The organism is Bradyrhizobium sp. RDM12, from assembly GCF_051917485.1.
GTDB lineage: Bacteria > Pseudomonadota > Alphaproteobacteria > Rhizobiales > Xanthobacteraceae > Bradyrhizobium.
Map to the genome: position 1 here is coordinate 7,269,075 of NZ_CM133064.1, position 18,099 is coordinate 7,287,173.

Annotated in this window: 15 protein-coding genes and 6 pseudogenes; 9 read left to right on the forward strand and 12 right to left on the reverse strand. The window is 63.5% G+C overall.

Annotation, left to right across the window (positions count from 1 at the left end; all coding sequences use genetic code 11):
- Window positions 1–72 precede the first annotated feature (72 nt).
- A pseudogene (locus ACTGJ9_RS35470) lies at window positions 73–1,216 on the forward strand (alpha/beta hydrolase family protein).
- Between the two features lie 84 nt (window positions 1,217–1,300).
- Window positions 1,301–2,116: a lytic transglycosylase domain-containing protein gene (locus ACTGJ9_RS35475; protein WP_456674830.1), complete on the forward strand. Its 816-nt coding sequence runs from the start codon at window positions 1,301–1,303 to the stop codon at window positions 2,114–2,116.
- Window positions 2,117–2,349: 233 nt separating this feature from the next.
- Here ACTGJ9_RS35475 and ACTGJ9_RS35480 read toward each other — a convergent pair whose 3' ends face one another.
- The gene (locus tag ACTGJ9_RS35480) at window positions 2,350–3,165 is read right to left on the reverse strand and encodes a response regulator (protein ID WP_456674831.1); all 816 of its coding nucleotides are present in this window, start codon (window positions 3,163–3,165) and stop codon (window positions 2,350–2,352) included.
- Between the two features lie 324 nt (window positions 3,166–3,489).
- Here ACTGJ9_RS35480 and ACTGJ9_RS35485 point away from each other — a divergent pair, with 324 nt between their 5' ends.
- Window positions 3,490–3,648: an MBL fold metallo-hydrolase gene (locus tag ACTGJ9_RS35485; protein WP_456674832.1), complete on the forward strand. Its 159-nt coding sequence runs from the start codon at window positions 3,490–3,492 to the stop codon at window positions 3,646–3,648.
- A 632-nt stretch (window positions 3,649–4,280) separates the two neighbouring features.
- On the opposite strand, the pseudogene ACTGJ9_RS35490 reads toward ACTGJ9_RS35485, so the two are convergent.
- Window positions 4,281–5,162, reverse strand: a pseudogene (locus ACTGJ9_RS35490) (aldose 1-epimerase family protein); the annotation flags it as partial.
- Window positions 5,163–5,530: 368 nt separating this feature from the next.
- Here ACTGJ9_RS35490 and ACTGJ9_RS35495 point away from each other — a divergent pair.
- Both ACTGJ9_RS35495 and ACTGJ9_RS35500 read left to right on the forward strand, forming a co-directional pair.
- On the forward strand, window positions 5,531–5,704 hold the full coding sequence (locus tag ACTGJ9_RS35495; protein ID WP_456674833.1) for a hypothetical protein: 174 nt from the start codon (window positions 5,531–5,533) through the stop codon (window positions 5,702–5,704).
- A 107-nt stretch (window positions 5,705–5,811) separates the two neighbouring features.
- A complete protein-coding gene (locus ACTGJ9_RS35500; RefSeq protein ID WP_456674834.1) occupies window positions 5,812–6,768 on the forward strand; it encodes a hypothetical protein in 957 nt (318 codons plus the stop codon).
- 280 nt (window positions 6,769–7,048) lie between these two features.
- Here ACTGJ9_RS35500 and ACTGJ9_RS35505 read toward each other — a convergent pair whose 3' ends face one another.
- From ACTGJ9_RS35505 to ACTGJ9_RS35550, 10 genes and pseudogenes are all read right to left on the reverse strand, one after another.
- Window positions 7,049–7,207, reverse strand: a complete 159-nt coding sequence (locus ACTGJ9_RS35505) for a hypothetical protein (RefSeq protein WP_456674835.1) — start codon at window positions 7,205–7,207, stop codon at window positions 7,049–7,051.
- 69 nt (window positions 7,208–7,276) lie between these two features.
- A complete protein-coding gene (locus tag ACTGJ9_RS35510) occupies window positions 7,277–7,666 on the reverse strand; it encodes a hypothetical protein (protein WP_456674836.1) in 390 nt (129 codons plus the stop codon).
- Window positions 7,660–8,823 (reverse strand): hypothetical protein, encoded by a 1,164-nt coding sequence (locus ACTGJ9_RS35515; protein WP_456674837.1) that lies wholly within the window; start codon window positions 8,821–8,823, stop codon window positions 7,660–7,662. Before ACTGJ9_RS35515 ends, ACTGJ9_RS35510 begins: the two co-directional genes overlap by 7 nt.
- Window positions 8,824–8,961: 138 nt before the next feature.
- Window positions 8,962–9,375 (reverse strand): hypothetical protein, encoded by a 414-nt coding sequence (locus ACTGJ9_RS35520; RefSeq protein ID WP_456674838.1) that lies wholly within the window; start codon window positions 9,373–9,375, stop codon window positions 8,962–8,964.
- Complete coding sequence (locus tag ACTGJ9_RS35525; RefSeq protein ID WP_456674839.1) at window positions 9,372–9,578, reverse strand: hypothetical protein; 207 nt, start codon at window positions 9,576–9,578, stop codon at window positions 9,372–9,374. Before ACTGJ9_RS35525 ends, ACTGJ9_RS35520 begins: the two co-directional genes overlap by 4 nt.
- Window positions 9,579–9,630: 52 nt before the next feature.
- A complete protein-coding gene (locus ACTGJ9_RS35530) occupies window positions 9,631–10,545 on the reverse strand; it encodes a hypothetical protein (protein ID WP_456674840.1) in 915 nt (304 codons plus the stop codon).
- 18 nt (window positions 10,546–10,563) lie between these two features.
- Window positions 10,564–11,637 (reverse strand): hypothetical protein, encoded by a 1,074-nt coding sequence (locus tag ACTGJ9_RS35535; RefSeq protein ID WP_456674841.1) that lies wholly within the window; start codon window positions 11,635–11,637, stop codon window positions 10,564–10,566.
- A gap of 686 nt (window positions 11,638–12,323) precedes the next feature.
- Window positions 12,324–12,536, reverse strand: a complete 213-nt coding sequence (locus ACTGJ9_RS35540) for a hypothetical protein (protein ID WP_456674842.1) — start codon at window positions 12,534–12,536, stop codon at window positions 12,324–12,326.
- A complete protein-coding gene (locus ACTGJ9_RS35545; protein ID WP_456674843.1) occupies window positions 12,494–12,973 on the reverse strand; it encodes a hypothetical protein in 480 nt (159 codons plus the stop codon). The genes ACTGJ9_RS35540 and ACTGJ9_RS35545 overlap by 43 nt, the downstream gene beginning before the upstream one ends.
- A gap of 336 nt (window positions 12,974–13,309) precedes the next feature.
- Window positions 13,310–13,679, reverse strand: a pseudogene (locus tag ACTGJ9_RS35550) (IS256 family transposase); the annotation flags it as partial.
- Window positions 13,680–14,765: 1,086 nt separating this feature from the next.
- Between ACTGJ9_RS35550 and istA the strand changes: the two are divergent.
- The 4 genes and pseudogenes from istA to ACTGJ9_RS35570 all read left to right on the forward strand — a co-directional run.
- The gene (gene istA, locus ACTGJ9_RS35555) at window positions 14,766–16,268 is read left to right on the forward strand and encodes an IS21 family transposase (RefSeq protein WP_456678727.1); all 1,503 of its coding nucleotides are present in this window, start codon (window positions 14,766–14,768) and stop codon (window positions 16,266–16,268) included.
- 14 nt (window positions 16,269–16,282) lie between these two features.
- A pseudogene (gene istB, locus ACTGJ9_RS35560) lies at window positions 16,283–17,025 on the forward strand (IS21-like element helper ATPase IstB).
- A gap of 350 nt (window positions 17,026–17,375) precedes the next feature.
- Window positions 17,376–17,438: pseudogene (locus ACTGJ9_RS35565) on the forward strand (hypothetical protein); the annotation flags it as partial.
- Between the two features lie 130 nt (window positions 17,439–17,568).
- Window positions 17,569–17,741: pseudogene (locus ACTGJ9_RS35570) on the forward strand (IS66 family transposase); the annotation flags it as partial.
- Window positions 17,742–18,099: the final 358 nt, after the last annotated feature.

Here is an 18,099-nt window from a genome sequence, read left to right on the forward strand (position 1 = left end):
GTTCCCGGGCTGCCCGCGCTATTTGCAGACTCGTGCTATGGTCTGAGGCGTCCCGGCTCCTTGAATCGGCTCATGGTCCTCTCGCGCAAGTTGCTGCCCCTCTTCGCCGCCTGGCTTGCCGTGGCCGGCACGTCGTCGCGCGCCGTCGCCGCAGAATTCTACACCGAGGACCTCCGCATCCCCATGGCCGAGGCCGGCCCGCAGGGCCTGGAGGCCTTTCTGGTCCGCCCGGCCGGCACGAAGCGCTATCCGCTCGCCCTGCTCAGCCACGGCTCGCCGCGCAGCTTTGGCGATCGCGCGACGATGACAGCGCACCAATATTACGGCATCGCGCTCGAATACGCCCGGCGCGGCTTTGCCGCGCTGATCGTGATGCGGCGCGGCTACGGCACCTCGCCCGGCGGGCGCGTCGACCGCATCGGCGGCTGCGCCAACGCCGCTTATTTGCCGGCGGCTTCCGTTGCGGTTGCCGACTTGCGCGCCGCGATCGATGCGATGGCGCGCAGGCCCGACGTTACGACGGCAGGCATGATCGCGGCCGGACATTCCGCCGGCGGGTTCGCGACCGTGGCGCTGACTGCGCAGGCGCCGCCCGGTCTCGTGGCTGCGATCAACTTCGCCGGCGGCCGCGGTTCACGCGACGATGACGACGTTTGCAACGAGAATGGCCTGATGCAAGTCTTCGCCAGCTTCGGCAAAACTTCGCGCGTGCCGATGCTGTGGGTCTACGCGGCCAACGATTCCTATTTCGGTCCTGACCTGGCGCGCCGCCTCTACGAGGGGTTTCGCGCCAATGGCGGTACCGCAAAATTCGTCTCGGCACCGCCTTACGGCGACGACGGCCACTATCTCTATTCCGTGGCGGGCGGCCCGTAATGGATGACCTATCTGGACGCCTTCCTGCGCGAGCGCGGGCTCGCCCGCGAGATGCTGAGCCCGCCCGATCCGCTGCCGCCGCCGAGCCATTTCGGTGACGCCGCGAAAGCCGAGTTTGCGCGCTATCTCGCCAGCACCGCGCCGCACAAGGCTTTTGCGGTGGCGTCCAACGGCGGTTACGGCTGGCGCTCGGGGCGCAGCACCGTGGATGATGCGCAACGCGACTCGCTCGCGGCGTGCATGAAATGGTCGCCGACCTGCACGCTCTATGCAATCGACGACCAGCTCGCTGGCCAGCGCCCAACGGACATCGACGGACCAGAGCTCGCGCGCGCGATAGCGCCAGTGGCTTTCGGCACAAGCGGGCCGAGACGGTTACAAGCGGCAAATCGGTTGTTAACTCGGAAGATATATGAGGTTCCCTATGCTGTGGGATCCGGCACACTTCAAACGCAGTGCGACGTGGAGACACGCAGCTATCGCCGTGCTTGTGTTGGCCTCGACGTGCGCGCATGCAGAAGATGGCGCTTCGGATAAGGCGAACACGACGTCAGCCATTGGCCTCGGCAATACTGAGCTCGGCGCCGGCGAGACGCCCACGTCCCGCGCCGAAATCCGGAAAATCATCGAACGGGAAACGGCGAAAACCACTCTTCCTGCCGACATTGCCGAGGCCGTCGTCTTCGTCGAAAGCGGATACAACGCGGCCACCATTGGCAGCGTCGGCGAAATCGGCCTGATGCAAGTACGGCCCGAAACCGCAGCGATGCTCGGATTCCGGGGAAACAATGCTGAGCTCGCAGAACCCGACGTCAACATCCATTACGGAGTGCTCTATCTCAGCCGCGCATGGCGCCTGGCAGGCGGAGACCTTTGCCGCGCCCTGATGAAATATCGGGCTGGCCATGGCGAGGAGTCCATGACCGCCCGTTCGCAAGTCTACTGCAATCGTGCCCGTAACCGTCTTGTCGCCATGAACTCGACGGTGGTGGGAGACGTCGCGGCAGCCATCCCGGATGTGGCGCCGGCGCCGATCTCGGTGCCGCCGCCAACAGCGGTGATGACAACGACAAAATCAGCACGCAATGGAAAAGTGCTGGCACAGCCGAAGGAGGTTTACGCGCGCTATCGTCAAGGCACGGCGGCCGCAAGCCGGGCCTATTGGGCCGCGCAGGAAGCCCGCGTCGCCCTCATCAAAACCCGGATCGAAGCAAGGTGGAAACGAGTCGCATCGCGTTGATATAGTTGCTCGCCGTTAGGCGGGCAGCCATTGGACGAACAACCCATTTTCAGAAACGAACCCGATAGAGATCATGCACAACAGTTTGAGAGTTTTGTTTGCAATCTTAGCAACAGCGGCCGTGGCCACGTCGACCTTCGTCGCCATCCGGTTCGTCGTCGGCTTCAGCGGCTGAACCGGACCATGCCGGTCAGCGGCTTTGGCCTTCGCTGCATGGCCTGAGGCCGACGCGCCTAGAGCCGCTCGCTGAGCGCGAGCTTGTAACCGACACCGATGACGGTGACGATGACGGGCGTGCCGCTGCCGACGAGCTTGCGGCGCAGCCGCGCCACCAGCGCATCGACCGTGCGGATGTCGACCTCGGCCTGACGGTTACTGATGACCTCGATCAGATAATCGCGGCTGAGCGGCCGTCCGTCCGCACCGACGAGCGCGGCGAGCAGATCGAACTCGGCGCGCGTCAGCACCACCGGCTTGCCGTCGCTGCCGAGCAGCTCGCGCCGCGTCAGGTCGATGATCCAGTCGCCGAAGGCGATCGAATTGTAGTTGCGCGCCGCCTTGCGATCGATCGAACGCCGCCGCAGCACGCTGCGCGCACGCGCCAGCAATTCGCGCAGATTGATCGGCTTGGTGACGTAATGATCGCCGGCGATCTCGAGACCGAGGATGCGATCGACGTCGGTGTCGCGGCGGGTCCCGAAGATGATGCCCGCATTGCTGGTCGCCTGGATCTCCTTGGCGAGCTCGAAACCGTCGCCATCGGGCAACTGCAAATCGAGGAAGACGAGATCGGTGCGCGCGCGCAGTGCCTGGCGGCATTCCGCGCAGCTACCGGCGCCGACAACGTCGAAATTGTTCTCGCTGAAGTAACCGACCAGCATCGTTCGCGTCACGGGATCGTCTTCGACGACGACCAGCCGTTCGCGCCCGCTGGGACGCAATTCCTGACGTGCGGAATCAGCCACGATGTTGGATGTCCTGTGTGCGTTTGAGCCGCCCTGAAAATTCAGGCCGCCGCGCGATGCGGTGTCGTGTGAACGAACATTCACGACTTGTTCGAGCCCCGAAACTGTCTGCTGAAACATTAGGCGGCTTGTGTCGCCCAAACAATATGGGCCACGGTATTGACGTATTAACTATGAACTGCCCCACACTTCTCATTGAGCGCATCAATGCGCGCGGCACCAACAATCCTTCTCCAAACCGTCACTGCCCCGCGACAGGCGTGCACTGAACCGTGCTCCCGCAGGACGGGGCGGCTTGCCTCGCTGCTGCCTTCGAACCTAGTGTGATCAAATCGACCGGCTTCACACTGGAGCAGACGCCATGGAAGTCATTCTGCTCGGCACCGGCCCACGCCGGACCCGCGCCGCATGGCGACGACCACGCTGATCAGGCTCGGCGAAGAGAACATCCTGTTCGACGCGGGCCGCAGGGTCATGCTGCAGCTAAGCAAGACCGGCGTGCCGCTCGGCGCCATGAACACGGTCTTTCTCACGCATCACCATTTCGACCATATCGGCGAGCTCTAAGATGTGATGCTGAATTCGTGGATGCATGGGTGCAAGGAGGATCTGCCGATCTTTGGGCCTCCGGACACCGAACGGCTGGTCAACACGCCGGTGACGCAGGTTTACGATAAATCGCCTGGCGCCATCAGGGCGAGCCGACTTTTGGCGGCTGGAAGCCGGTGCTCGCGATCGACATCATGCCCGGGCGCGTCCTCGACAGCCCGCTGGAAGATCTGCGCCGAGCTCGTTTCGCATGGCGACGGCCTCGACATGTCACCGGCGTTTCTCGCGCGCTGGATGTGCCTCGGCTACCGCTTCGAAGCGGACGGCAAAGTCATTGCCATTTCCGGCGACACCGTCCCCGGCGCGGGCGGCTGGCTGAGGGCGCCGACTTGCTCGTGCAGGTTTGGTTTCTGGTTACGCCGGAAATCAACAACGAGCATTTTCGAAGGCTGGCGAAGTACACGATCGCGTGCGGCGACACGGTCGGCTAGGTCGCAGCCAAGGCCGGCGTCAAAAAGCTGGCGCTCACCCATTCCCGTCCCCGCACCGACGATGCCAGGCTGAACGCGCTGCTCGCCGACGTCAAGCAGGACTATTTGGATCCCGTCGTGCTCGGCGAAGACCTCACGCGTATCGAGGTATAACAGCTTGGACGTGCCAACCTCGATCCGGAACGACAGCTGCTCCTCCGCACCGGGCGCGATGTGCATCAGGCCCGGCTTGTCGGTGAACTCGCCGTCAAAACCAGCTGGGCTCGCATAACCGCGCCAGGGCTCGATGCAAACGAACGGCGCGCCCGTCGGCTTTGACCAGACACCGAGTGCGCGAAAGCCGCGCCAGGACATTTCGAGCCAGGCCCCGCTGCCATCCCTCGCCGCAAAGCGGACCGCAGTGCTGTTGACGGGATTGAGGATCACCGCGTCGTTGGTGAACAGGGCTTCCGCCAGCGGGAGCACGGTGCCTCGGACCGGGCTCGGATCTGTTGCTGCGAGCAGCAGGCCGCCCTCGACGCGGCGAACCGGAGACGGCTCCTCGTTCGTGAACGTCAGGGCGTAGCTCTCCTTCGGCACGCCCGCCTGAAGCGGCCAGTTGAAAGCGGGATGTCCTCCGAGCGATGCCGGCAATGTCTCCCTACCGATGTTGGCGACGGTGAGCGAGAGATCGAGACCGGACTCATCGAGCGCATAGGCCGCCGTCAGCCGAAACGCGAACGGATAGAGCGCGCGCGTCGCCTCGCTGTCTTCGAGCACCAGCGTGCAGCGGCGCCCTTCACGTGCCGCCCATGCAAATCGGCTGTCGCGCACAAAGCCGTGCTGGGTCATCCGGTATGACTTGCTCCGATGCCGCAATTCGTCATTGACGAGACGCCCGACGATCGGAAACAATAATGGCGCGTGACGCGGCCAGGCCGGTCCGGCCTGCCAGACGAATTCGGTACCATCATCGTGCTTGAGCGAGCACATCTCGGCGCCTTGCGCCTTGATGGTCGCGGTGATGTTTCCGCTGTGGAGGGAGTGAGTGTCTTCACGCATCTCCGACATCTACACGGCGGCTACAGGGGCAGCAAGGCAACTCCGGGCTGTGCGCTGTCTGCGTAGCTGCCTTGGCTCCATCCATCATCCCACTCTCCAGGCCCGACCTGTTCGCGCGCGTCGAACGCCTGAAAGTCGTCGCCTCGCTTGCGGATCGGCGAGGGGGGTCTGGCCGCATAGGTGGGAAGGCTCAAATCGGCCAAGGCGCAATCCTGGGGAAATTAACGATATTTCCGATTATGCGCTGGCGCAACGCCACAATTTGTTCTATGTTTGTGCCGCCTGAGCGATGACCGCAAGGACGGCCGCCGCCGATGTACCAGATCGAACGGCGACCTAACCACCGCAGACTAGAAAGGAGTTCACCAATGGCTACCGGCCAGTATATTGCCGATCTGTCGGCGTTTCCCGCTTTTGATCTTCCTGTTCCCTCGGAAGTGGCTATCCCGTCCCGCCTTGCGCGCCCGCAGCTCACGAGCTCGTCGGGCCAGCTGACGCGCACGGCCGGCGACCATTCGCTGTCGCCGATCGCGATCCACTAGCCCCGCTCCACCGAGCTCTCCGAACGGCACACCTCTCGGCACGCAGATGCCGGCGTCAGCATGTCGTTCGGATCTCAACGGGCAATAAATAAACAGGGATCTTCAACATGTCGTACTTCAAGGACCAGCCGCTCATCAGCACGCGGACCACGAGCCATGTGTACCGCCCCTATGGGCGCGTTGCCGACGTTCGCGAGATCATCGACCGCGCCGCCCACGTCCGGGTGCTGGTGTTCCCGATGAGCCTCGCCTCCAGGCTGGTGGCGAGCGAGCTCGCCTGCCCGGCGTTCTACGCCATGACCGGCGACGCCGCGGACGGCTCCGTTCCGATCTATCTCGGCGAGACGAACTGCTTCAGCCGGCGGCTCGGCGAACATCTCGCTGATCCGCAGAAGGCGTGGGCCCGCCTGATGGTCGTGGTGCGCGGAACCTCGCGGGAGGTGCGCTTCACGAAGGAGACCGCGGCCTACCTGCAGTTCTGGCTGACGCATGCGGCCGATCGCTGCGGCGTCATGAAGGTGGTCGCCGGCAGCCCGCCGCGGATGCCCGAGATCGATCCGCTGGAGATGCCGCTCCACGAGCGCATGCTCGAAGACGCCAAGCGCTTGTTGTTCGATGCCGGGGTGACCGCCTTCGAGCCGGTGCCGGGCGGCGTACCGCAGGTGGACGCGCCGGCACTGTCGCCGGAGACGGCCGACGACGCCGAGAGCGGCCCGATGGAAATCGACGTGCACCTGCCGCCGGGCGGCGCCGAGTTCGAATTGCGCTATGATGAGACGATCTGGGCGCGCGGCTATCCCGCCAACGACCGTTTCGTCGTGGCGGCCGGCTCGGATTTCCGCATCGCCACGAACCCGAGCGCGAGCCCGGTGACGCGGGCTCGTCGCGCCGCCCTGTTCGAGGCCGGCGTGCTGACGCCGATCCCGGGTGCCGTCGATCGCATGCGTATCACCGTCGACATCGCCTTCCCCTCGATGGCGACCGCCGCCAAATCGGTGTGCGGGGCGCATGTCGATAGCTCGAAGTGGCGGCCGGTCGATCCGCGCCCGGTGATGCAGCTCTAGACCAACCGCGACTCGACGCCGCAGGAAGTCTCCTGCGGCGTCCCTGTTCGTCCATCGCATTCGGCGGAGGCTGGCCCTCGTCCGCGACGGCAAGCACGATCTGCAATTTTTACAATAGGACCGACCGTCGCCGCGCTTTCCGGCGTCGCCGCGAGCCGAGCAACCTCATGATTGATGATCTGGATGGCCCGCCACTGAGCGCCTTCGATGAGGATCTCATCGAAGGCGCGGCCGAAGATCCGCATCCGGCGAGCAAGCCACCGCCGACTTGCCGCGCGTGTTACGCTATGCGGTGCTGGCCTCGCGCGCCGATCATTCCATCTACCAGCGCCTTGCCGCCGAGATCGAGACGGTCTGCCCCGGCATCGCCCTGACTGCGATCTGGATCGACATGCCCGATGCCGCAAGCGGATGCGCGCTCGCCATCGAACTCGACCACCGGGCCGTCTGCGAGGACAAGTCGGAGTGCCGGAGCCTTGCCTATTGCGTCCGGCTGATCTCGCTCGCGTTACCTCGCGACAGGGCGCTCGCTGAGGAACACCGCCGTGTCGCAGGCGCGCTCGTCGCCGCCCTTCGCAAACTTCCGAAGTCCATTCCCGTCGCCCTCGCCGCCGAGGTCGAAGCCGTGGTCTATGGCTGGGCGGCGCTGCACGTCTGCACGCACGAGGTGGTGGGAGCCTTCCATACGCCGGCAATCCGGGCAGCGGCGATGCTCGGCGCCCGCATGGCCCGGCGCAGGATCGATGAGGCCGAGGAGAAAGCATGCGCCCGCTCGCGGGAGCGTTTGCGCAAAGCCGACGAGCGGGAGGCAGCGCGGGGCGACATCGATACGGCGAAGCCGCTTCCGGCCGTTTCCGACGGCTATGTCGTCGTGGTGCGGACGGATCCCGGTCACCATGCTAACGGCCCCGGCCCGGAGCAGGGTGCGTGTTCGACTTCCTTGCGATCCGTGATCTCAACGTCCGTGCGGTCAGGCGAGATGTCCTGCGCCGCCGAGGTGACGATCTGCTCGGCGGCCCGCATCAGTTCGAGCTCCGATCGGGCCATCCACCTCGCATCCTGCCACAGCAGCGAAATCGCTTCTTCCAGAATGGACTCAGCCCGAGCAAGACGACGGGTGCGGGTGACGATCTCGTCCTGAAACTGCTCGCGCGAGCCTGCGTGGCCCGGCTGGTAGATCAGGGATAGCCGTTCCGTCTTCAAACCGGCCAACTGCCCCTCGATCGCATCGATCCTCTTCTGCAGATCGAGGCGGGCGCGCCGCTCGGCATCCGACGGCTTCAGCAGCTCAGCCCAAGCGTGTGATGGGGCAGCATCGTGTGCAATGCTTTCATCGGCCTCGAGCAGCCGGGGGATCCGGCGCTGAGCCTCTTGATGAACGACCAAGGCCGCCTGCCTGAGAATGCGGTGCAACGATCCGACGGACAGCTTTTCATGGTGGAACGCGATAACGTTCGCCGCATTCCCGCGTCTCACCACCACGCCGTTTCGATACAAGAACAAGGCGATTTCCGCCTCCGTCGCCGCGCTCTTCCATAGACGTTCGAGCTGCGACTGAAACCCGGCCAGCGGAAAGCCGGCCGCCTGAGCCGATCGGCGCATGGAATCGGTCATGCGCGGCGCATTGATGACCGGCACGACCCCAAGCTCGTCGATCAGCCAGTCGGCAACGTGATCTTGGCCATCGGCGCGAAGCGTCTCGACAATCGACTTTTGCCAACGGCTCGGGACGGCCTTGCCCTCGATCAGATAGGCCGCGAGCGCCATGACTTTGTGAAGCCTCGGCGCATGGTGGCGCATGTCCAGCGCCCGAAAAGTTATGGGGGAGACGTGCCCCATCAGCAGGTGCAGATGATTCGCACCCCCGCCCGCCCGCGGCTTGTCGTTGTGAGCGAACACCATCAACGGGTGGTCATGCGCCTTGAATTCCGTGACAACAAGCTCGACCGCCTTCGCCGCTTCGGCCGCCGTCAGAGTCTTCCGGGGCGAAACATAGAGATGCCAGTACGCAATCTCGGCGCGGGACGCCGCCGTCAGGGCCGCCATGACTTGCATGCCATCGATGGTCTGACGGACGCAGAGATTGCGTATCTCGACCAGTTCCGGACGCTGATCCTTCTCCTTCCAAAGATGCGCATCGAGACGACGGGCGTCCGTCAGCGACCCCCGATATGAAAAAGGCGCGCCCGATCATCACCGCGGCCCGATCGATCGGGCAAGCAGCAGCAAGGCGGCCACTGCATCCTGCAGCAAGGTGATCATCTGCCCGTCGTATTCGGCATCCGTGACCCGACCGCGGCTCTGCTTGACCTCATTCGCGCAGCCAATGATGGCTGCGTGGATTTCAGCTAGTTTTTGTCTTATTCCGTCGTATTTGGCGCGCCTCCTGCGCGGACGCGTTCCGGACAGATCGGCTTCGATCAGATCCCTGATGTATTGACTGAAATCGGTCTCCATCAAGGCCGCTCGCGCAATGGCTGCGTCCTTGAGGGCTTTCGGCAAGCGCACGGAAGATGAAGCGTTGGTTGCGTTTGGCGTATTACAGCCAATCTCTGGATGCTTCGCCAATGGCTCTTTCCGGCCCTGCTTGGAGCTGCCCCCATTCATTTGATTTCGCTCCAGACGGCATCCATCCAGCGGCCGAGCCGCCGCAGCGTGTGCTCGCACGGGCCGATCCGGGTCCGCTGGATATGGGCCCGCAATCTGAGGACTTGCTCGCGTTCGGCCCGTGTCAACAACTGAAACTCCCATGGACGGTCGCGGATCAAGGTAAGATGGCTGGTCGATCGGGCGAGGCGCCGGATCAGCATGCGAGCGGCCTCGTCTCCGCGCTGCTCGGCTCTTGCGAAGGTCGGGGCCAGCCTAATCGGGCTGGGGAAACCTGAGGCCGCGCGAGGCCTCCTCCATCATCTTTGCGATCCAGCTCGCGATGCGCCGCTGCACAGCCGCCGCCGACAGCCGATCGAGCGGCCGGCCCACGGCATCAACCCACAACGCGGCGAGTTTTGCCGGATCGGCGGTCACGAAATCGATGAGGTTCAGTCCGGTACGGTCCACGGGCTGCCAGAGACGATCATCCAGGCGCGGCAGCACGATCTCCGACACGCCCGCACGCATCTTGGCGAAGTGGTCCGGCTCCAGGTCGAGGAGGCCGGGGTCGAAATCGGCTGGGAAAACGGCGCCGACCCGTTCATTGAGCACCCACACCGGCTGCGCGAGCGGCAGCGCCGCGCGCACCAGGTCGGTGGTCGTCGCCAATGCGCGCATGGCGTCGCGATTCGAGGTGGTCACGAGCGCGACGATCATCTGTCCGCCACCGTCGGCTACCAACTTGTCGAGGCCCATATCGCACAGGAAACGCACGACCGGCTTATCCCATGTGGCCGCGGTGTCCAGCACGATGCTGCCGCCGCTCTCCGCCGCCTGGTCGATGGCGCGAGACAGGGGCGAAAATGCCCGCAACAGGGCAAGGGGGTCGTCGGGTGCGTCGAGCAGATCGATGTCGATCATGGTGACACCGCCGCCGAGTTTGGCAGCCAACCGCCCCTGGACGTCCGCAGAAAAGACCTGAACCGTGCAACCGAGCGAGCGCAAGATCAGCGCCACGAGCTCGGAAAACAGGGTCTTTCCTGGCCGCCGATGGCGGACAGAATGACGATGAAAAACCACCCCTGCATCAGTTGCTTCTCCTTTACCGGTGAGAAGCCGAATAAGGCATGGCTTGACGAACAAGGCTCCCACGAACCCTGCGTAGGAATTGTCGTAGAATGTCGTCATCTGTCGGAGAAACGGTGTCTATCGTCTGAGGACGTCGGGCTCGGCTTGCGGGTGGAGCTGGGGCGCGCAGGCTTTTGCAAGGATGCGGAGAAATGGAAAAGTCGTCTCGGCGGTCGCCACGGCGGCGAGATCGAGGGTTGGCACCGGCAATCCCGTCGCGCGGCCTTTGGGCGTGCTGCCCCCGGCGCGCGAGGCTGACCTCCTATCGAGGGGCTTGGGACCGCCGCCAAGCTGCGCGACATGGTGATGGTCGCCCATGCACGCACGGCGCCAGAGTTCGGCGGCCGAGTCACGCACGACGCAATGGCAGGCGATCCAGAAGCCGCGTCGACGCCGGCGGCGCGGCGTCTCCGCTTGCCCCGGCGCTCCGTCCAGCATTCCCGACAGACGTCTTGCCACGATGTGGTGCTGGCAGCTGGCGACCCAGATGGTCAACATCGCCGAAATGACGTCGAGACGGATGCCGTCTGCGGCAATTGCCCCCGCCAGCAGATCGACGATCCGAACGATGACGTCCTGAACCGGCGCCGTCGGCCGCTCCGTCGCCGGCTGCAGGACCGCCTCGAGCACGTCCCATACCAGACGGGCTTCAGGCGACGGCTCGGCCCAATTGTAGAGCGTTCGCCGTCCCGGGTTTTGCTGCTCCGGATCCCGTGTCGCAAGACACACGCGATCGCGTACATGTTCAAGAAAGCCCGGCGCGACATCCGTCATTCGAACAATGAAATCTCCGAGCCGCCTTCGCAGATCGTCCAGTGCGGGCTCGGTCAGGCCTTCGAAGAAGTAAGTTCTTGCCGCGTCGAATGGGAAAGGTGTCGATCGGACAGCCACCAGATGCGGCTCGCTCGGCAATTGGCGCAGCGCCGCGTTCACCACATGGGGCGCGACGGGCGCAGCGATGACGGCCGTCCGGTAGGAACCCGTGCGACCGCCCGCGCTCTGCAGCGCTTCGGCCGTAACCGGCGCCATGTCCACGTTTGAGAACGGATAGCGCCCGACCAGCGCGTCGAACGTTTCGGGCAATATCTCGAACGGGACGGAGGCCGACCCGGTGCGAGCCGCCTGACGTGCCGCGTCCAGGAGCGCGGACAATTGCGAGATCACCTCCCCGGTACGAGCTGAAGTTCTGCGCCGCGCACTCCGCTGTCGAAACGATGACGCGGCCTGCTCGAGAGCTTCGAGCTGAACCGCGAGGTCGATCGCGGGATGGCGAGCTCGGAGCAAAAGCCTCTCGACCTCGGCACGGTCCTCCTCGGCAAGCATGCCCGCTAGCCTAACTTTCCGCGGCGGAACAGAATCTCGTCCATTGCGGCGTGGGTCCGGGCCTGGCTGATGCGGTGCCTGAACTGCTCGAGTTCGGGCGAAATCGGCGAGTTCTGCGCCCCGCTCGGCTGCGGCGGCGAGCCGAAATCGGTTGGTCGAGCGGACAATCGCCTAGTTGCCGATGCCGACGAGCGATCCTTCCTTTCCCTGGCCCGCCTAATGACGTTGTAGAGCGATTGCTCGGTGAATTCCGCCCCCGTCCGCCCCCGAGCTCCCCGGTGGTTCAGACCCTCGGCAATCTGCTTGTAGGTTAAGCCACGCTCCAACATCGCCTCGAACGCGTCGAGATGTCGGTCAATGACCGCTTGTGTTTTTGAGGGCCCAGCTCGGTCGCGGCCAGCGCGTCAACAATCGGTTGTAGCAATTCGTCGAGGATCATCGCCAACCCTTGCCCTGAAACTATGAACGATGAACATGCCGTTCGACTGCCGGACGTCACGCGTTGGAATGCCCGATCAGGGTGCGGGCAGACTGACGATCACGGGCGTCACCCGTGCCGCGCGGCTCCTGCGAACCTTCGCGGTTGTACGCTCGGCAAGATCCGCCATGAACTGGCGAGCCGACGGCCGCCCATCAAGAAAAGCCAGCAAAAGCCGGCAATGGCGGACGTCCAACAGCTCCGTGATCATGGTCGCGATCTGGATCGATTGAGCCTGATCGACCTCCATTTTGGCGGAGCCCCCTTGTCGCGGCGGATTGTCTGATCGACCCACTTGACCGTCACGCGCTCGCCGCGCCGCACACGCGCGAGCACCTCGATCACCGTATCCTCGCTCACTGAAGCAGCACCCAGATCCTGCGCGGCGGTCAGCGGCAGCAGGCACACAACCTCGCCGTGGCGCTGAAACAGATGCGCGGCATTCATATAGAGTTGTGTCCTCCGCGGCTCGAATCCGAAGACCACACGACACCACCGCAAAAACAGGCCGTGCCTCAAATGTTGCTTGGCCTCGTTCAGCGCGGCGCCGATCACCACCCCGCCGCAGGTCTGCCGCTTCTCGCCCTCTAGGATGACACTCTCGAGCTCCCCCAGCCTGTCCCGCACCTCGGGCGAAATCTGACCATAGTCGAACTGCTCGCCGCCCGTCATGGTCGCGCGCTCCAACGCTCTCTCGTTTAAGTGTATCTTCAACAAAGATACACGAAAACGGAAAAACGTCAATCTTTTCCGAATGATGGCAACTTGGCACACCTTGGAAAGCAAAACCAAATGCGAAAAGTTTTCGCTTTTCGATACGCCAACGGCGTGGGCTCGTTGGACGGTGCACTCACCACTGCGCCGCCGCCGAGCCAGAGAACGAGAACAAGGAACGGGGCAGCTTGAGATCGAAAGGCAATCCGCCCAAATTATAGGCAGAGCCGGATAGAGCTCGTTTGATCACCTGACGTGGATTATGCGTTGAACACGATTCATCGATTGCGAGCCCACGAACAGCGCGGGAGAGCGGCGGGTGGCGCTTCGGAAGCCAAGCGCTCTCCAACGCAAGCCGCACCACTGCCTGGCGCGAAGCCGCGACTCCAGATGGGTCCTGCCGGCCCTTGTAAACGCTGCGCTTTGCCGACAAATCGCGCTTCTGCCATGTCGTGTGCTTGTCGAGCCAGCCATCCTTCAGGCGAGCGATGGCGCAGGCCGGCGACCCGGCAGCATACTTGCCGAGCAGCGCAGCCAGCGCCTCTGAGAAAGTCGCCGATAGAGATCCCTCCAGGCAAAGAATCCGAAGCAGCGTCTCGATCAACTTCGAACAACGCATGTAAGGTTGTAAGGTGGCAGGATCGATCGATGGAAAGAACCGAATGCGGATCGGTGACGACCACCTCGCGATGACGCAACGTGGCTGGGTCGATACCAGTCATAGGGCCGCTTAGGTACTGAGAGAAGGCCCTAGCCGCTGGCTGGGATGGCACCTTCTGCGCTGCTCTTCTTGGCCTTGCCGAATGCCTTTGGCTATAGCGTGACGAAGTCGAGATTGCGGCCGGCATTGCCACCGCACTAACCCAAGGCTCGCAGCCTCCGCCTTGCTGTATTCGTCCAGCAGCAGGGCCGCCGGGAACTGAAGTCGCCGATGTTCTAGAGAAGCCCAACTTGATGTGCTCGCTAACCTTCACCGCATCCGACCTCTCGGTCCGCGCCACAGCATGCACCTTGCGGAAATCGCTCTCGCGGCACAGCCCGGCTTGACGCCGTAGAACCCGACGCGGGCCGAACTTGCCGCAACGAAGGCCTCGTCGCAAGCGCATTGTCCTGCACAACCTGGCAGACGGCGGCGCCCCAGCACGATCGCTCGACTGGTGCGGTTCTGCGCGCCGGCAGCGATCGTTGGACCCGAGTTGCGGCGCATTGGCTCGAGTACACGTCGGCCTCGATACTGATCGGCGAACTGTCCCAGCACCACAAAGCGACTAGCGCCGTTGGTTGATGACAATCGGACGAGGGAAGCAGCGATGCATCGAGACGCAGCAACATGCCCTGGAAGCTCGAGAGGTTGCTAAACAGCGGCAAAGTGCTTCAGGCGGAGTTCGCGCGAGGTCTTTAGACAGGTGCGACTACTCATTGAAGAGATTATCACCACGACATGTCTCGATACGACAAAGCAGCCCAATTCATCGACGTCGAAGCCGAATTTTGCGAACTGGCTTAACGCAGGACAACGGTGACGTCGCGCGCATCTAAGTACGGCGCCGGACGCCTGAACGTGATCCCACCGTCAGGATTGACCTGAGCCGCCGAATCCTGCGTGGAACGCCGAGCGGCCTGCGCGATAAGCTAGGCACTGCGGATTCCGATTTATCCCGGCCGGCATTCCGACTTGAAGCCGGCCGGGGTTTTGGAACTCGGCGTTTTCGTTTGGGTCAGTCCCTCAGGCATCAAGTCCCTCGTCGATCAACGGGGGAAGCGGATGCCGGCCAAGAGAGAACTGACCATGCGACAGATACGACAGATGCTGCGGCTTGCCCGTGATGGGGTGAGCGCCCGGGAGATCGGGCGCACGCTCGGCGTGGCGCGCAGCACCATTCAGGACAATCTCAAGCGCGCCTCGACTGCCGGGCTGGCGTGGCCTTTGGCGGGCGATCTGACCGACGCCGTTCTTGAACAACGTCTGTTTGCCCATGCCGGCGTCAGGCGCGGCTTCCGCCGGCGAGCTGAGCCGGATTGGGCCTCGCTGGCCTGTGAGCTGAAGCGGCCTGGCGTCAATCTGATGGTGCTGTGGGAGGAGTACCGGGCGGTCTACCCGGAAGGATATGGCTACAGCCGGTTCTGCGATTTATTCCGGGAATTCGAGCGGCGGCTGTCGCCGACGATGCGGCAGGACCATCCGGCCGGCGACAAGGTCTTCGTCGATTACTCCGGCAAGAAGATCATGATCGTCGATCGTGCAACCGGGGTCGTGCGTGAAGCGGAGATCTTCGTCGCCGTGCTTGGCGCCTCCAAATACACCTACGCCGAGGCGAGCTGGACGCAGACACTGGCGGACTGGATCGAGGCCCATGTCCGCATGTTCCGGTTTTTTGGCGGGGTGCCGCGGCTTGTCGTCCCAGACAATCTGAAGTCGGGCGTGCACCGGGCCTCATTCTACGACCCTGAAATCAATCGCAGCTACGGGATGATGGCGTCCCATTACGGCGTGGGTATCCTTCCGGCACGGCCAAGAAAGCGTTTTGCCCAGACCTATATCCTCGGGCGACTTCGCCGGCAGACCTTCTTCTCCCTGACCGAGGCGAACGCGGCAATCGCCGCCGCGCTGGAGCGCATCAACGCGCACGTCATGCGCCGGATTGGCGTCAGCCGCCGACAATTGTTCGAGACCGTCGAGAGGCCTGTCCTGGCGCCGTTGCCGGATGCCGACTATCAGTTCGCGGAATGGCTCTTGGCCCGCGTCTCGCTCGATTATCACGTCGAGGTCGACGGCTTCTTCTACTCAGTTCCACACGGCCTGATCCGGGAGCAGGTCGACGTTCGCGCCACCACCCGGACCATCGAGTTGTTCCATCGGGGTTTGCGTGTTGCGGCTCACCAGCGCCGTTATGGTGGCCGCCGGCACGGCACCGACCCCGATCACATGCCCAGTGCGCATCGGCGTTATGCCGAGTGGACTCCCGATCGATTCCGGCGTTGGGGGCGGTCAATCGGGCCCAACACCGAGGGGCTCGTCCTCGCCATCCTGGCCAATCGGCCTCATCCCGAACAGGGATTCCGGACCTGCCTGGGCGTGCTTCGGCTGTTCAAGGATATTGATCCCGAACGCGCCGAGCTGATCGCGGCCCGCGCGGTTGCGGTCCGCGCACTGACCTACAAGAGCATCGCCTCCATCATCGCCAACAAGCTCGAACGCGGCTCTCGCGATACCGAGGACGCGGTCATCGAACATCCCAATCTGCGCGGCCCCGGTTACTTCCATTGAAAGGATTACCCAGCATGCTCATCCATCCCACCCTCGACCTGCTGCATAGCCTCGGTCTCCACGGTATGGCCAAAGGCTTCAAGGACCTCGATGCCCAGTCCGAAGCGCGCAGCCTCGAACACGCTGAATGGCTGGCGTTGCTCCTCGAACACGAGAAAACGCTGCGCCAGCAAAAGCGGTTCGAAACCAGAGCTCGAGCCGCAAAGCTGCGCCATGCCGCCTGCGTCGAGGATGTCGATTACCGCGCTATCCGCGGCCTCGACCGCGCGCTCTTTCTAAAACTCGCCGCCGGCGACTGGATCCGGGCACGACATAATCTCCTTGTTACCGGGCCGTGCGGCGTCGGCAAGAGCTGGCTCGCTTGCGCCCTTGGCAACAAGGCTTGCCGAGACGACTCCTCAGTTGCCTACCATCGTGGACCGCGACTGTTCGCCGCGCTCGCACTCGGCCGCGCCGATGGCCGTTACACCAAGATGCTGCGCGCTATCGCACGACTCGATCTGCTGATCCTGGACGACTGGGGACCAGAACCTCTCGACGCCGACCAACGCCGTGATCTGCTCGAAATCGTCGAGGATCGATACGAATCCCGCTCGATTATCGTCACCAGCCAGCTGCCCGTCGATCGCTGCTACTCGATCGCCTCGTCCACAATGCCTACCGCATCGAACTCAAAGGAGAGAGCCTCAGAAAGCAGAAGCAAACCGCTCAAGATCAACCGGTCTCTCGACCTTCCCAGCCCTCAACGACATCATGAAATTGACCCATGCGAACGACGCCGCGGGTGGCCGGCTTCAGATCGGAATACCCGGCCGGCTTCGAATTGGAATGCATGGCCGCCTTCGTCGGAATCCGCAGATTTTGGTCCAACATTCTCATTAGCGAAGCCGGTGTCTGCGGGAAGGTAGACCGCTGCGGCTTGGTCGACAACACCGGCGAGGAGATATTTGCCGACAAGGCCGGCGTGATGCTGGCGCGCGACATGTCGCGATCCACAAGGATGCGGAGTTCATCGTCGACGTGAAGTCGATCGGCCTGTTCATCACCGATCCGGTGTTGCACAAGTAGGGCGCCAAGACTGCCTACTGGAAGACCGGCCATTCCTACATGAAGCACCGCACCAACGAGACGGGAGCGCTTGCGGGCTTCGAGAAGTCCGGCCACTTCTTCTTGAACAAGCCGTATGGACGCAGCTATGACGACGGCCTGGTGTCGGGCTCGCGATCTGCTCGACCGCGCGCCCGGCAAGTCGATGGCCGATCTGAAGAACGCGCTGCCGAAGAAGTGGTCGTCGCCGACCATGGCGTCGTTCACGCGCAAGCGGCCGTCGCGCCAACCGTTCCCGGAGCATCTGCCTCGCGAGCGGTGATCGTGCCGGGGCCTGTGGCGTGCGCGTGCTGTGGCGGCGCGCGGCGATCCAGGCTCGGCGAGGACATCACCGAGAAGCTGGAGGTGGTCCCGAAATCCTGGAAAACCGGATCGATCAAAGCCCCGACCTTTGCCCGGATCACATCGGTGCCAACCGATTCCCTGCAATCAGGGAAATAAACAGCGAAAGCATGGCACACGGTCGGGCGTCTCCAAGTCGAAAGACCCGAAAACCTCGACAAAAACACAAGGCTCGACGATGCTCGCGCGTGAAAAGCAGGGAATTTTTCAAAGCAGACCAGGGAAAGAGCAGGTTAATGACTACGCCCGGCAGCGAGAAACATGTACCGCGTGTGCAATGGCGGCCGGCGAGAGATCCCGCGAACTGATACATGGGCGCCGGCCTCAAGAGGAGATTTTTGAGGGGAAGCCTAGCTCGGCTAGCAGCCGTTCCAGGGGTTAG

Bases quoted from the DNA above. Each gene is read 5' to 3' on its own strand.
- ACTGJ9_RS35495 (WP_456674833.1), top strand. From the start codon at position 5,531: ATGGCTACCGGCCAGTATATTGCCGATCTGTCGGCGTTTCCCGCTTTT.
- ACTGJ9_RS35485 (WP_456674832.1), top strand. From the start codon at position 3,490: ATGGCGACGACCACGCTGATCAGGCTCGGCGAAGAGAACATCCTGTTC.
- ACTGJ9_RS35530 (WP_456674840.1), bottom strand. From the start codon at position 10,545: ATGACGACATTCTACGACAATTCCTACGCAGGGTTCGTGGGAGCCTTG.
- ACTGJ9_RS35525 (WP_456674839.1), bottom strand. From the start codon at position 9,578: ATGCTGATCCGGCGCCTCGCCCGATCGACCAGCCATCTTACCTTGATC.
- istA (WP_456678727.1), top strand. From the start codon at position 14,766: ATGCCGGCCAAGAGAGAACTGACCATGCGACAGATACGACAGATGCTG.
- ACTGJ9_RS35510 (WP_456674836.1), bottom strand. From the start codon at position 7,666: ATGGTGACCGGGATCCGTCCGCACCACGACGACATAGCCGTCGGAAAC.
- ACTGJ9_RS35515 (WP_456674837.1), bottom strand. From the start codon at position 8,823: ATGCAAGTCATGGCGGCCCTGACGGCGGCGTCCCGCGCCGAGATTGCG.
- ACTGJ9_RS35520 (WP_456674838.1), bottom strand. From the start codon at position 9,375: ATGAATGGGGGCAGCTCCAAGCAGGGCCGGAAAGAGCCATTGGCGAAG.
- ACTGJ9_RS35475 (WP_456674830.1), top strand. From the start codon at position 1,301: ATGCTGTGGGATCCGGCACACTTCAAACGCAGTGCGACGTGGAGACAC.
- ACTGJ9_RS35500 (WP_456674834.1), top strand. From the start codon at position 5,812: ATGTCGTACTTCAAGGACCAGCCGCTCATCAGCACGCGGACCACGAGC.
- ACTGJ9_RS35540 (WP_456674842.1), bottom strand. From the start codon at position 12,536: ATGGAGGTCGATCAGGCTCAATCGATCCAGATCGCGACCATGATCACG.